The organism is Streptomyces sp. NBC_01092 (assembly GCF_045039535.1).
Taxonomy (GTDB): domain Bacteria; phylum Actinomycetota; class Actinomycetes; order Streptomycetales; family Streptomycetaceae; genus Streptomyces.
In genome coordinates, this window is sequence record NZ_CP108659.1 from 10,769,676 (window position 1) to 10,782,707 (window position 13,032).

Consider the following 13,032-nt stretch of genomic DNA (forward strand, 5'->3'; position numbering starts at 1 on the left):
ATGCACGTCCTCGTGGTGCACAACCGCTACGCCTCGGCGCAGCCGAGCGGGGAGAACAAGGTCGTCGACCAGGAGGTGGAGCTGCTGCGCGCGGCCGGCCACCGGGTCGGGATGTTCGAGCGGCGCAGCGACACCATCGCCACCCGGTCCCTGATGGGCAAGGTCGCGGTGCCGCTCCTCGTGCCGTGGAACCCGGCGGTCCGCGCGGAACTCGCCGCCCGGCTTCGCACCGAGCGGCCGGACGTGGTGCACGTCCACAACGTCTTCCCGCTTCTGTCGCCTGCTGTGCTGGCCGCCTGCGCCGACGCCGGCGTGCCCGCTGTCGCCACGCTGCACAACTACACCCAGGTCTGCCCGCCGGGCACGCTTCAGCGGGACGGCCGGCCGTGCACCGAGTGCGTCGGGTCCACGCCGCTGCCCGCCGTCCGGCACGGCTGCTACCGGAACTCCCGGCTGGCGACGGTGCCGCTCGCGCTCAGCCTGTCGGTCAACCGGCGGCGGTGGTGGTCCGGCGTGGAGCGGTTCTTCTGCATCTCCGCCGCGCAGCGCGAGGTCCTGGTGCGGGCCGGCATGCCGGCCGAGCTGCTGGCGGTGAAGCACAACTTCGTGCCCGACCCGGACGCCCGCCGCGAGGGCGCCGGCGAGCACGTGCTCTACCTGGGCCGCCTCGCGGAGGCCAAGGGCGTGCGGCTGCTCATGGCCGCCTGGGACGAACTCGCCGCGAGCGGCGGTGTGGGCGTGCCGCTCGTGATCGCCGGCACGGGGCCACTGGAGCGAGACGTGACCGCGTGGGCGGCGGGCAGGGACGACGTGCGCTACGTCGGCCTGTACGACACGGCGGAGTGCCAGAAGGCCATCGCACGGTCGGTCGCCGTGGTGGCTCCCTCGACATGGCTGGAGGCGTTCGGCCTGGTCGTCGTGGAGGCGATGGCAGCGGGGGTCCCGACCGTCGCCGCAGGTCACGGCGCTTTCGTCGAACTCGTCGAGGACGGGGTGACCGGGCTGCTGCACCGGCCGGGCGAGGTTGCCTCGCTCGCGGATTGCATCCGCCGGATCACGGCCGAGCCGGCCCGCAACCAAGAGATGGGCCAGGCGGCCCGGCGCCGATACGAGCAGGGTTTCAGCCCGGCCGTAGGCCTTGAGCGCCTGGTGGAGGGGTACCGCACCGCGATCGCGGGTCGGACGGAATCAATGGGGGACCGAATCAATGGGGGGCAGTAAATGACACGATGCAGACTGTGCGGCTCGACGGCGCTGGCGAGCGTCGTCGATCTCGGGGCGACACCACCCTGCGAGAGTTTTCTCGCCGCGGACCAACTGGACCAGCCGGAGGCGGCGTACCCGCTGCACCTACGGGTCTGCACCGACTGCTGGCTGGCGCAGATCCCGCCGCTGATCACACCGGAGGAGACGTTCAAGGAGTACGCGTACTTCTCCTCGTACTCGACTTCCTGGGTGGAACACGCGCGCACCTTCGTCGCCGACACTGTGCAGCGCGTGGGTCTCGGCCCCGACGCCTTCGTGGTCGAAGTGGCGAGCAACGACGGGTACCTGCTGAAGCACGTGGTGGACCGGGGGATCCGCTGCCTCGGCATCGAGCCGTCGGTCAACGTCGGCGCCGCGGCGCGCGATGCGGGCGTGCCCACGCTCACGGAGTTCCTCTCCCCGGACACCGGCTCGGCCGTCCGCGCCGAGCACGGCCCGGCGGACCTGGTCGTGGCCAACAACGTGTACGCGCACATCCCCGACGTGGTCGGGTTCACCGAGGGACTGCGCGCCCTGGTCGCCGACGACGGTTGGGTCTCCATCGAGGTGCAGCACCTGCTGACCCTGATCGAGGAGAACCAGTACGACACGATCTACCACGAGCACTTCCAGTACTACACGGTCGCGTCCGCGATCCGGGCGCTCGCGAGCGGCGGACTCGCGCTCGTGGACGTCGAGTTGCTGCCCACGCACGGCGGCTCCATCCGGCTGTGGGCCCGGCCGGCCGAAGTGGCCGGCGAGCCCTCCCAGCGGGTGGCCGACGTGCTCGACCGGGAGAAGGCCGCCGGGCTGCAGGAGCTGTCCGGGTACACCGAGTTCTCCGCCCGCGTCGCCAAGGTGCGCAGGGACCTCCTGAAGTTCCTCATCGACGCGGCCGAGCGCGGCGAGACGGTCGTCGGCTACGGCGCCCCCGGCAAGGGCAACACCCTGCTCAACCACTGCGGCATCCGGCCCGACCTGCTCGCGTACACGGTCGACCGCAACCCCTACAAGCACGGCAGGTTCACCCCGGGCACCCGTATCCCGATCCTGCCGCCCGAGCAGATCGCCGCGGACAAGCCCGACTACGTGCTCGTCCTCCCGTGGAACCTGCGGGACGAGCTGATCGAGCAGCTGTCCTTCATCCACGCATGGGGCGGCCGTCTTGTCTTCCCCATCCCGGAACTGAGCATTGTCGAGGTCAAGCCTTGACTTCCTCCCCCGCCTTTAGGCGGGGGATTCCAGCGGTCACCCGCTGGGGTTCCTGCTTCACCGACGACCGCCCCGTCCGGGAGGACTCCCGTTGAGGTCTTACACCGTCTCCACAGGCAGCAGCCGCCAGCCCGGCGGCCAGGATGTTGCGTGCCGCGTTCACGTCGCGGTCATGCACGGTGCCGCAGTCGCACGTCCACTCGCGGACGTTCAGCGGCAGCTTCTCGCGGACCGTGCCGCAGGCTCCGCACAGCTTCGAGCTGGGGAACCAGCGGTCGATCACCACGAGTTCGCGCCCGTACCAGGCGCACTTGTACTCCAGCATGGAGCGCAGTTCCGTCCACGACGCGTCCGAGATCGCGCGGGCCAGCTTGTGGTTCTTCAGCAGGTTGCGGACGGTCAGGTCCTCGATCACGACCGTTTGATTCTCACGGACGAGCCGAGTGGTGAGTTTGTGCAGGAAGTCCCGGCGGCGGTCAGTGATCCGCGCATGCACGCGGGCCACCCTCCGGCGGGCCTTCTCCCGGTTGTTCGAGCCCTTGGCCTTGCGGGACAGTTCGCGCTGAGCCTTCGCGAGCCGGGTCCGGTCGCGGCACTCGTGCTGGGGGTTGGTGATCTTCTCGCCGGTGGACAGGGTCACCAGCGACGTGATCCCGGCATCGATACCGACCGTAGCGTCCGTGGCCGGGGCAGGGGCGATGGTGTCCTCGCACAACAGGGACACGAACCAACGCCCCGCGCTGTCGCGGGAGACGGTCACCGTCGTCGGCTCCGCCCCCTCCGGCAGCGGGCGCGACCAGCGAATGTCCAACGGCGCCGTCATCTTCGCCAACGTCAGGCGTCCGTCACACCACTTGAAGGCGGAGCGGGTGTACTCCGCGCCCGCGCGGGACTTTTTCCGGCTCTTGAAACGGGGATATTTGGCCCGCTTGGCGAAGAAGTTCCCGAACGCTGTCTGAAGGTGGCGCAGTGCCTGCTGGAGCGGAACGGAAGACACCTCGGTGAGGAAGGCGAGTTCCTCGGTCTTCTTCCACTCGGTCAGCGCAGCAGAGGACTGGGCGTAGGAAACGCGGCGCTGCTCGCCGTACCAGGCGCGGGTGCGCTCCTCCAGCGCCCGGTTGTAGACGAGGCGGACGCAGCCGAACGTGCGCGACAGCTCCGCTGCCTGCTCGTCCGTCGGGTAGAAGCGGGACTTGAACCCCCGCTTCACCTGCTGCGCCATGCCTCACATTCTATCAACTCCTGTGTGAGCGGCGGGTGTCGTCCGGTGGCCGGCAAACGCCGAATCGCCCTGACGGCGACTCGGCGTTCCCTGCCCTGCTCCGCAGGAATTCGTTTCCTCCCCAGCCTCAAGGCCGGGGTATCCACGGAGGAATCCCGATGAAGGTCGTACTGTTCTGCGGCGGTTACGGGCTGCGTATGCGCAGCGGAACCTCCGACGACGTGCCCAAACCGATGGCGATGGTCGGCCCCCGCCCGCTGATCTGGCACGTCATGCGCTACTACGCGCACTACGGGCACAAGGAGTTCATCCTGTGCCTCGGGTACGGGGCGCACCACATCAAGGACTTCTTCCTCAACTACGAGGAGACGACGTCCAACGACTTCGTGCTGCGGGGCGGTCGGACCGAGCTGCTGTCCACCGACATAGCCGACTGGACGATCACGTTCGCGCAGACCGGCATCGAGTCCCCGATCGGGGAGCGGCTGCGCCGGGTGCGCCGCCACCTGGACGGCGACGAGATGTTCCTCGCCAACTACGCCGACGTCCTCACCGACGCCCCGCTGCCGGAGATGATCGACCGGTTCGCCCGGCGTGACGCCGGTGCGTCGATGATGGTGGTGCCGCCGCAGTCGTCGTTCCACTGCGTGGATCTGGGCGAGGACGGCCTGGTGGGGGGCATCACCGCGGTGAGCGACATGCCACTGTGGGAGAACGGCGGCTACTTCGTGCTCCGCCAGGAGGTCTTCGACCACATCCCGGAGAACGGGGACCTGGTCGCCGACGGCTGTGCCCAACTGGCCAAGCGCGGCCGGCTGGTGGCGCACCAGCACCGAGGCTTCTGGAAGCCGACCGACACGGTGAAGGAGCGGGCCGCGCTCGACGCCGCCTACACCCAGGGCGACCGCCCGTGGGCCGTGTGGGAACGGGACAGCGCGGGGGCGACCGCGTGATCCGGCTCGACGCCGGGCGCCTGGACCGGATCGCCGTGGTAGGGGCGCACTGCGACGACATCGCCATCGGCGCCGGCGGCACGCTGCTGACGATGTGCCTCGCGCGGCCGGGCCTCCGCATCGACGCATTGGTGCTCTCCGGCGGTGGCAGCGACCGGGAGCAGGAGGAGCGGGCCGCGCTGGCCGCCTTCTGCCCCGGCGCCGACCTCCGGCTCACCGTGCACAAGCTGCCGGACGGCCGGATGCCCGCGCACTGGGAGGAGGCCAAGTCCGCGGTCGAGGAACTGCGCGGACAGACCGAGCCGGATCTGGTCCTGGCCCCGCGCACCGACGACGCGCACCAGGACCACCGCGGCCTGGCGCAGCTGATACCCACCGCGTTCCGTGACCACCTCGTGCTCGGCTACGAGATCGTCAAGTGGGACGGCGACCTCGGCCGTCCGTCGGCGTACCAGCCGCTGTCGCCGGAGATCGCCGAACAGAAGGTGCGGCTGCTGCAGGAGCACTATCCCTCGCAGCGGCACCGGCCCTGGTACGACCGGGAGGCCTTCCTCGGGCTTGCCCGCATCCGCGGCATCGAATGCCACGCGCGCTACGCCGAGGCGTTCGCCGTCACCAAACTCACGCTCGATCTGGGGGACTGAAACTTGCGCGTACTGCTCACCGGACACCAGGGCTACCTGGGCACCGTGATGGCCCCGGTGCTCACGGCCGCCGGTCACGAGGTCGTCGGCCTCGACGCCGGCCTGTTCGCGGACTGCGTCCTCGGCCCGCTTCCCGCGGACCCGCCTGGGCCCCGCGTGGACCTGCGCGACGTCACGGCCGATCACGTGGCGGGAGTGGACGCCGTGATCCACCTGGCCGCGCTCTCCAACGACCCGCTGGGATCGCTGGCGCCGGAGCTCACCTACGACATCAACCACCACGCCTCCGTACGGCTGGCCCGCCTCGCCCGCGACGCCGGAGTGCGGCGCTTCCTGTACGCGTCCACCTGCTCGGTCTACGGCGCCGCCGGCGGCGACGACCTGGTGAGCGAGGACGCCCCGCTGCGTCCTGTGACGCCGTACGCGGAGTCCAAGGTGCGGGTGGAGGACGACCTGCACGCGCTCGCCGACGGCGACTTCAGCCCGGTGTTCATGCGCAACGCCACCGCCTTCGGCTTCTCGCCCCGGCTGCGCGCCGACATCGTGCTGAACAACCTGGTGGGCCACGCGCTCCTGTCCGGCGAAGTCCTGGTGATGTCCGACGGCACCCCGTGGCGCCCGCTCGTGCACGCCGCCGACATCGCACGGGCCTTCACGGCAGCGCTGACCGCGCCCCGCGACGCGGTGCACGACCGGGCGTTCAACATCGGCAGCGAGATCAACAACGTCACGGTCGCCGAGATCGCCGAGCAGGTCGCCGAGGCGGTGTCCGGCTCGAAGGTGGTGATCACGGGGGAGACGGGCGCCGATCCGCGGTCGTACCGGGTGGACTTCTCCCGGTTCCGTGCGGCGATTCCCGGCTTCGACTGCGAGTGGACGGTGAAGCAGGGCGCGCTCGAACTCGCCGACGCCTACCGGAAGTTCGACCTGACCCGGGAGGACTTCGAGCGACGCTTCACGCGTCTTGCCGTGCTGCGCGCGGCGTCCGAGGCCGGCGCCGTCGACGACACCCTGCGGTGGCGCCGGTGACCCCGGCCGGCGAACAGCCGACGACCTCGACCGGCGAGCAGATGCACGCGCTGGTCGAGCGGCTGTACCCGCTGTGCCGGAGCATCACCGGCGACGGTGTGCGCGCCACCCTGGACATCGTCGGCGAGTACATCCCGCTCCAGACGCACGAGGTGCCGACCGGGACCCAGGTACTCGACTGGACGGTGCCGCAGGAGTGGAACATCCGGGACGCGTACATCGCCGACGCCGCCGGCAACCGGGTCGTCGACTTCGCCGCGTCCAGCCTGCACGTGCTCGGCTACAGCGTGCCGGTGTCGGCGACCATGCCGCTGACCGAGCTGCGCGCGCACCTGCACACCCTTCCCGACCACCCGACCTGGGTGCCGTACCGCACCAGCTACTACAAGCCGGAATGGGGGTTCTGCCTCGCCCAGGAGACCCTGGACGCGCTGCCCGACGGCGAGTACGAGGTGCGTATCGACTCCACCCTCGCCGACGGCCACCTCACCTACGCCGAGTACGTCGTCCCCGGGCAGGTCCCCGACGAGGTGATCGTCTCCTGCCATGTCTGCCACCCGTCGCTGGCCAACGACAACCTGGCCGGCATCGCGGTGGCCACGTTCCTGGCCCGGGAGCTGGCGCAGGAGACGCCGTGGTACACCTACCGGTTCCTGTTCGCGCCCGGCACCATCGGGGCGATCACCTGGCTGGCCCGCAACGCGGAGCGAGTGGAACGGGTCAAGCACGGCCTGGTGCTGGCCTGCGCCGGTGACCCGGGCCAACTGACGTACAAGCAGAGCAGGCGCGGCGACGCGGAGATCGACCGGGTGATGGGGCACGTACTGGCCGCCTCCGAACGCCCGCACCGCGTCAACGAGTTCACTCCGTACGGCTACGACGAGCGGCAGTTCTGCTCACCCGGGTTCAACCTCGGCGTGGGCTCGCTCAGCCGGACCCCGTACGCCGGCTACCCCGAGTACCACACCTCGGCGGACAACCCCGACTTCGTCGTCCCGGAGGCGATGGCGGACACCCTCGCCGTCTGCCGCGAGGCATTCACCGTCCTCGACCGCAACCGGAGCTGCGTCAACCTCAGCCCCTACGGCGAACCACAGCTGGGCCGGCGCGGGTTGTACGACGCGCTCGGCGGCCGCAGCGACACCAAGCAGGCCCAGATGGCCATGCTCTGGGTGCTCAGCCTCTCCGACGGCGAGCACAGTCTGCTGGACGTCACTGAGCGCTCCGGGCTGCCGTTCGACACCGTCGCCACCGCGGCCGACGCCCTGCACGGCGCCGGTCTGATCAAGGCATGACGCGGATGACCACCGAGGAGAAGGCGACGGCACCGGCGGGATCCGCCCGGCGGGCCTTCGCCGGCCGGCTGTCCTGGGGACTGGCCGACCAGGCGGCCTCCAGCATCAGCAACTTCGCGGTGGGGATCTGCGTGGCGCGCTCGCTGGGCGTGACCGCGTTCGGCGTGTTCAGCCTCGCCTGGGTGACCTACGGCGTGGTGCTCAACGTCTCCCGCGGCCTGGCCACCGACCCGCTGGTGGTGCGCTTCAGCGGCGTGTCGGACGCGTCCTGGCGCGGGGCGGTGGCCCGGTCGTCGGGTACCGCGCTCGGCGTCGGTGCGTCCATCGGTGCGGCGTGCCTGGTGGTCGGCCTCGCGCTCGGCGGCAGCGTGGGACCCGCGTTCGCCTGCCTCGGCGTCATGCTGCCGGGGCTGCTGCTCCAAGACGCCTGGCGGTACTCGTTCTTCGCCGCGGGCGTCGGACGGAAGGCGTTCGTCAACGACCTCGTGTGGGGCGTCGCGCTCGTCCCGGCCATGGTCGTGGCGGCCCGCGTGGGCAGCGTGGCCGCTTTCGTGCTCGCCTGGGGCGCGTCCGCCACGGTGGCCGCCGGGTACGGCTACGTCCAGTCCGGCATCCTGCCCCGCACGGCCCAGGCACGCGCGTGGCTCCGCGAGCAACGCGACCTCGGCTACCGGTACCTGGTCGAGAACGTCAGCCTCAGCGGCGCGAGCCAGCTGCGGGCGTACGGGCTCGGCGCGATCGTCGGGGTCGGCGCGGTGGGTGCGGTCCGCGGCGCCGAGCTCCTGCTCGGCCCGTTCCTCGCCGTGCTGATGGGTCTCTCGCTGGTCACCGTCGCGGAGGCGGCACGGGTGCTGCGCCAGGCCCCGCACCGCCTCGGCAAGTTCTGCCTGCTGCTGGGAGGCGGGCAGGCCGTCGCCGCGCTGCTCTGGGGCGGGGCGCTGCTCCTGATCCCGGACCGGGCAGGCGAACTCGTGCTCGGCGACGTCTGGCACTCCGCCGCACAGCTCATCGTGCCGGTCACCCTCGGCGTCGCGGGCGCCGGCCTCGGCACCGGCGCGGCGGCCGGGCTGCGCGCCCTGGCCGCCGCCCGGCGCAGCCTTCGCTGCCAGCTGTTCGCCTCCGCCTGCTACGTGACAGGCGGGCTCGGCGGGGCGGCCCTGGCCGGCACGGTCGGCTCGGCCTGGGGCGTCGCCGCCGCGACGCTCGCCGCCTCCGCCGTGTGGTGGCTCCAGCTGCGCTCCGCCCTGCGCGAGCACCACCAGCACTCCATCCCCGAAGTGAGGACGCCATGACCGCCCGACCCAGGCTGAGCATCGGCCTGCCCGTGTACAACGGCGACGAGTACCTCGCCGAATCGCTCGACGCCCTGCTCGGCCAGACCTACGAGGACTTCGAGCTGGTCATCTCCGACAACGCCTCGACCGACGGGACCGAGGAGATCTGCCGCAAGTACGCCGCGCAGGACTCGCGCATCCGGTACATCCGGCTGCTGCGGAACATCGGCGCCGCGCCGAACCACAACTACGTGTTCACCGAGTGCCGCGGCGAGCTGTTCAAGTGGGCCTCGCACGACGACCTTTACGCGCGCGACCTGCTGCGACGCTGCGTATCGGCGCTGGACGAGCGGCCGGACGTGATCCTCGCGCACTCCGACCAGGCGGTCATCGACGGCGAAGGACAGGTGAAGGTCCCCTACGAGTACGGGCTCGCCACCGACTCGCCGCACGCGCCGGAGCGCTTCCGCAGTTTCCTGTTCGAGCCGGGTGGCGACGACTTCTACGGTGTGATGCGTGCCGACATGCTGCGCCGGGTGAGGCCGCACAACAGCTACCACCACGCGGACCGCACGTTCGTCGCCGAGATCGTTCTGAACGGGCCCTTCCACCAGGTGCCGGAGCTGCTGTACTTCCGCCGCGACCACCCCACCCGCGCCGAGCGGGCGAACCCTTCCAAGCGCTCCCGCTGCGTCAACCTGGACCCGCGCCGGGCAGGCCCGCTGCACCCGACGCCCCGGCTGCTCGCCGAGTACGTCTGTGGCTTCGTCGCGGCGATCCGGCGGGCACCGTTGTCCCCGGCCGACCGGCGCGCGTGCTTCCGCCACCTGGCCGCGTGGATGACCAGCCGGGTCCGGCCCGGCGCCGGCGAGCGGGTCGAGGACCGCGCCCCGGTCGACCAGGACCGGCTCACCGTCTCCGTCGACGCCGTCGTCGCCGGCCGCGAAGGACGTGCAGATCGTGCAGGTCGTGCAGGTCGTGCATCTCGCGAAGGTCGTGAAGGGAGTCAGGCGTGACGCCTGTGCGCGTCGGGGTGTTCGGCCTGCTCGGCTCCGGCAACATCGGCAACGACGGGTCGCTCGAAGCCGTGCTCGGCTACCTCCGCGCCGAGCACCCCGACGCGGTCGTGGACGCGCTGTGCGGCGGACCCGAGGTCGTCGCGGCCCGATACCGGATCCCGGCGTCGCGGCTGCACTGGTACCGCGGGGAGTACCGGACCGCGTCGCGTGCGCGCGCGATCGCGGCGAAGGGTCTGGGCAAACTCGTCGACGCCTTCCGCACCGCTGCCTGGGTGCGCCGGCACGACGTGGTGATCGTGCCGGGCATGGGCGTCCTGGAGGCCACACTTCCGCTGCGGCCGTGGGGCTTCCCGTACTCGCTGTTCCTGCTGTGCGCGTCCGGCCGGCTGCTGCGCACCCGGGTCGCGCTGGTCGGCGTCGGCGCCGCCCCGATCGGCAACCGGCCGACCCGGGCCCTGGTGCGCTGGTCGGCGCGGCTGGCCGCGTACCGCTCGTACCGGGACACCCAATCCCGCGACGCGATGCGGGCGATGGGCGTGAACACCGCGCGCGACGAGGTCTACCCGGACCTCGCCTTCGCCCTGCCGACGCTGCCGGAATGGGGTATCCCCTGCTCGGAGCTTGTCGGAGAGCTTGGGGAGGTGCCCTCGGACCCGCCGGACGGCCCGGTCTGCGTCGGCGTCATGGACTTCCACGGCAGTGACGACGACCGCGCCCGGGCCGAGGAGATCCACCGGCGCTACCTCGAAGGGACGACCCGGTTCGTCCGCGCTCTGGTCGAGGACGGCAGGCCGGTCCGGCTGCTCACCGGCGACGAGTGCGACGCGCCAGTGGTCGCCGCGATCCTCGACGCGGTGGACTCACCGCTGGTCACCGCTGCCGAAGCGGCCTCACTGGCCGACCTGATGAAGGAGATGGCGGCGGCCGACGCCGTGGTGGCGACCCGGTACCACAACCTGGTCTGCGCGCTGAAGGTCGGCGTGCCGACCCTCGCGCTCAGCTATGCGGCGAAGAGCGACGCGCTCATGGCCCGGATGGGTCTGGGCGCATACTGCCACCCGGCACGCGAGGTCGACGCCGACCGGCTGCTCGAACAATTCCGCGAGCTGGAGCAGCGATCGGCGGAGCTACGGCGGACCCTCACCGAGCGGAACCTGGTCGCCGTTCGGCAACTTGAGGACCAGTTCACCGCCTTGACCGCGGTCCTGTTCCCGACAACCATCCACGCCCACGCCCTACGGGAGGCCAAATGAAAGCGACCCAGGTCCCCGAGATCGCGGGCGCGTACCTCTTCGAACCAACTCCGTACGCCGACGAACGCGGCTTCTTCTGCCGCACTTTCGACGCCGACGTCGTCCGCTCGGTGGGCCTCGACCCGAACGCCTTCATCCAGGACAGCGTGTCCCGCTCGGCCCGGGGCGTGCTGCGCGGCCTGCACCTGCGCTCCGGCGCCGGTGAGGCCAAGCTGGTGCGGTGCTCGTACGGGAGGATCTTCGACGTCGTCGTGGACCTGAGGGCGGACTCGCCGACCTACCGCAACGTCGCCACCTTCCCACTGTCCGGTGACACGCAGACGACCCTCTACATCCCGGCGGGGTGCGCGCACGGCTTCCAGGCGCTGACCGAAACCGCCGACACCTCGTACCGGATCGACCGTCCGCACGATCCGGCCGAGGACGTGACGATCGCCTTCGACGACCCGGAGCTCGCCATCCCCTGGCCGTTGCCGGCCACATCGATGTCCCAGCGGGACCGGGAGGCGCCGAGCCTCGCCGAGGTCCTGAAGCACAGAGAGAGTTGAGGTCGGCGTGGACACCGAAGAGTTCCAACTGCCCCGGTCGCGAAGGGCGAACGAGCGGCTGCACGCCATGATCCCCGGGGGCGCGCACACCTACGCCAAGGGCGACGACCAGTACCCCGAGAACCTGGCCCCGGTCATCAGCCACGGCCAAGGTGCCCACGTGTGGGACGTCGACGGCAACCGCTACATCGAGTACGGCTCCGGTCTGCGGTCGGTCAGCCTCGGCCACGCGCACCCCCGCGTGATCGAGGCGGTGCGGCGGGAACTCGACCGCGGCAGCAACTTCGTGCGGCCGTCCATCGTGGAGGTCGAAGCCGCGGAACGCTTCCTGGCCACGGTGCCGACCGCCGAGATGGTGAAGTTCGCGAAGAACGGCTCCGACGCCACCACCGCCGCGGTGCGCCTGGCCCGCGCCGCCACCGGGCGGCCACGGGTGGCCCTCTGCGCGGACCATCCGTTCTTCTCCGTCGACGACTGGTTCATCGGTACGACGCCGATGTCCGCCGGCATTCCGGCGGCGACCAACGACCTCACGGTGGCGTTCCCCTACGGGGACCTGGCCGCGACGGAGGAACTGCTCACCCGCTATCGGGACGAGGTCGCCTGCCTGATCCTCGAACCCGCCACCCACACCGAGCCACCGCCCGGTTACCTGACCGGCCTGCGCGAGCTGGCCGACCGGCACGGCTGCGTACTGATCTTCGACGAGATGATCACCGGCTTGCGCTGGTCCGAGGCGGGCGCCCAGGGCCTGTACGGCGTCACCCCCGACCTCTCCACGTTCGGCAAGGCGCTGGGCAACGGATTCGCCGTCTCCGCGCTGGCCGGGCGCCGCGATCTGATGGAGCGGGGCGGCCTTCGCCATTCCGGCGACCGGGTGTTCCTGCTGTCGACCACGCACGGTGCGGAAACGCACTCGCTGGCCGCCGCGATGGCCGTGCAAACCACGTACGTCGAGGAGGGCATCAGCGCGCGGCTGCACGCCCTCGGCGAGCGGTTGGCCGCCGGCGTTCGCGAGGCCGCGGCCGGCATGGGCGTCGGCGACCACATCGTCGTCCGGGGCCGGGCCAGCAACTTGGTCTTCGCCACCCTGGACGAGAAGGGGCAGCCGTCGCAGGAGTACCGCACCCTGTTCCTGCGCCGGCTCCTCGCGGGCGGAGTGCTGGCCCCGTCGTTCGTGGTGAGCAGCGCGCTCGACGACGCCGACATCGATCACACCGTCGACGTGGTGGCTCAGGCATGTGCGGTGTACCGGAAGGCGCTGGATGCCGGTGATCCCACCCCCTGGCTGGCCGGGCGGCCGGTGAAACCGGTGTTCCGCCGCTTGGCGTGACGGGA

General features: G+C 71.1%; 12 protein-coding genes. 11 read left to right on the forward strand and 1 reads right to left on the reverse strand.

Features of this window, described 5'->3' with window-relative positions:
* Positions 1-1,221, forward strand: a complete 1,221-nt coding sequence (locus OG254_RS47905; protein ID WP_405594380.1) for a glycosyltransferase — start codon at positions 1-3, stop codon at positions 1,219-1,221.
* Positions 1,222-2,457 (forward strand): class I SAM-dependent methyltransferase, encoded by a 1,236-nt coding sequence (locus OG254_RS47910; RefSeq protein ID WP_405594382.1) that lies wholly within the window; start codon positions 1,222-1,224, stop codon positions 2,455-2,457.
* On the opposite strand, the gene OG254_RS47915 is transcribed toward OG254_RS47910, so the two are convergent.
* On the reverse strand, positions 2,447-3,679 hold the full coding sequence (locus tag OG254_RS47915; protein ID WP_405594384.1) for an RNA-guided endonuclease InsQ/TnpB family protein: 1,233 nt from the start codon (positions 3,677-3,679) through the stop codon (positions 2,447-2,449). The two genes, OG254_RS47910 and OG254_RS47915, sit on opposite strands and share 11 nt — an antisense overlap.
* A 158-nt stretch (positions 3,680-3,837) precedes the next feature.
* Between OG254_RS47915 and OG254_RS47920 the strand changes: the two genes are divergently transcribed.
* From OG254_RS47920 to OG254_RS47960, 9 genes are read left to right on the forward strand one after another with little or no spacing between them, the layout of a single operon-like run.
* Positions 3,838-4,632 (forward strand): glucose-1-phosphate cytidylyltransferase, encoded by a 795-nt coding sequence (locus OG254_RS47920; protein WP_405594386.1) that lies wholly within the window; start codon positions 3,838-3,840, stop codon positions 4,630-4,632.
* Entirely contained in the window at positions 4,629-5,276 is a 648-nt protein-coding gene (locus OG254_RS47925; protein WP_405594388.1) for a PIG-L deacetylase family protein, read from the forward strand. Before OG254_RS47920 ends, OG254_RS47925 begins: the two co-directional genes overlap by 4 nt.
* A gap of 3 nt (positions 5,277-5,279) precedes the next feature.
* On the forward strand, positions 5,280-6,305 hold the full coding sequence (locus OG254_RS47930; protein ID WP_405594390.1) for an NAD-dependent epimerase/dehydratase family protein: 1,026 nt from the start codon (positions 5,280-5,282) through the stop codon (positions 6,303-6,305).
* Between the two features lie 41 nt (positions 6,306-6,346).
* Complete coding sequence (locus OG254_RS47935) at positions 6,347-7,600, forward strand: DUF4910 domain-containing protein (RefSeq protein ID WP_405595628.1); 1,254 nt, start codon at positions 6,347-6,349, stop codon at positions 7,598-7,600.
* Complete coding sequence (locus OG254_RS47940) at positions 7,597-8,892, forward strand: hypothetical protein (RefSeq protein ID WP_405594392.1); 1,296 nt, start codon at positions 7,597-7,599, stop codon at positions 8,890-8,892. Before OG254_RS47935 ends, OG254_RS47940 begins: the two co-directional genes overlap by 4 nt.
* Positions 8,889-9,890: a glycosyltransferase family 2 protein gene (locus OG254_RS47945; protein WP_405594394.1), complete on the forward strand. Its 1,002-nt coding sequence runs from the start codon at positions 8,889-8,891 to the stop codon at positions 9,888-9,890. Before OG254_RS47940 ends, OG254_RS47945 begins: the two co-directional genes overlap by 4 nt.
* Positions 9,887-11,146, forward strand: coding sequence for a polysaccharide pyruvyl transferase family protein (locus OG254_RS47950; RefSeq protein WP_405594397.1), 1,260 nt, complete (start codon positions 9,887-9,889; stop codon positions 11,144-11,146). The genes OG254_RS47945 and OG254_RS47950 overlap by 4 nt, the downstream gene beginning before the upstream one ends.
* On the forward strand, positions 11,143-11,694 hold the full coding sequence (rfbC, locus tag OG254_RS47955; RefSeq protein ID WP_405594400.1) for a dTDP-4-dehydrorhamnose 3,5-epimerase: 552 nt from the start codon (positions 11,143-11,145) through the stop codon (positions 11,692-11,694). Before OG254_RS47950 ends, rfbC begins: the two co-directional genes overlap by 4 nt.
* 7 nt (positions 11,695-11,701) lie before the next feature.
* A complete protein-coding gene (locus tag OG254_RS47960) occupies positions 11,702-13,027 on the forward strand; it encodes a glutamate-1-semialdehyde 2,1-aminomutase (RefSeq protein ID WP_405594402.1) in 1,326 nt (441 codons plus the stop codon).
* Positions 13,028-13,032 lie beyond the last annotated feature (5 nt).

Bases quoted from the DNA above. Each gene is read 5' to 3' on its own strand.
- OG254_RS47905 (WP_405594380.1), top strand. From the start codon at position 1: ATGCACGTCCTCGTGGTGCACAACCGCTACGCCTCGGCGCAGCCGAGC.
- OG254_RS47910 (WP_405594382.1), top strand. From the start codon at position 1,222: ATGACACGATGCAGACTGTGCGGCTCGACGGCGCTGGCGAGCGTCGTC.
- OG254_RS47915 (WP_405594384.1), bottom strand. From the start codon at position 3,679: ATGGCGCAGCAGGTGAAGCGGGGGTTCAAGTCCCGCTTCTACCCGACG.
- OG254_RS47920 (WP_405594386.1), top strand. From the start codon at position 3,838: ATGAAGGTCGTACTGTTCTGCGGCGGTTACGGGCTGCGTATGCGCAGC.
- OG254_RS47935 (WP_405595628.1), top strand. From the start codon at position 6,347: ATGCACGCGCTGGTCGAGCGGCTGTACCCGCTGTGCCGGAGCATCACC.
- OG254_RS47940 (WP_405594392.1), top strand. From the start codon at position 7,597: ATGACGCGGATGACCACCGAGGAGAAGGCGACGGCACCGGCGGGATCC.
- OG254_RS47945 (WP_405594394.1), top strand. From the start codon at position 8,889: ATGACCGCCCGACCCAGGCTGAGCATCGGCCTGCCCGTGTACAACGGC.
- rfbC (WP_405594400.1), top strand. From the start codon at position 11,143: ATGAAAGCGACCCAGGTCCCCGAGATCGCGGGCGCGTACCTCTTCGAA.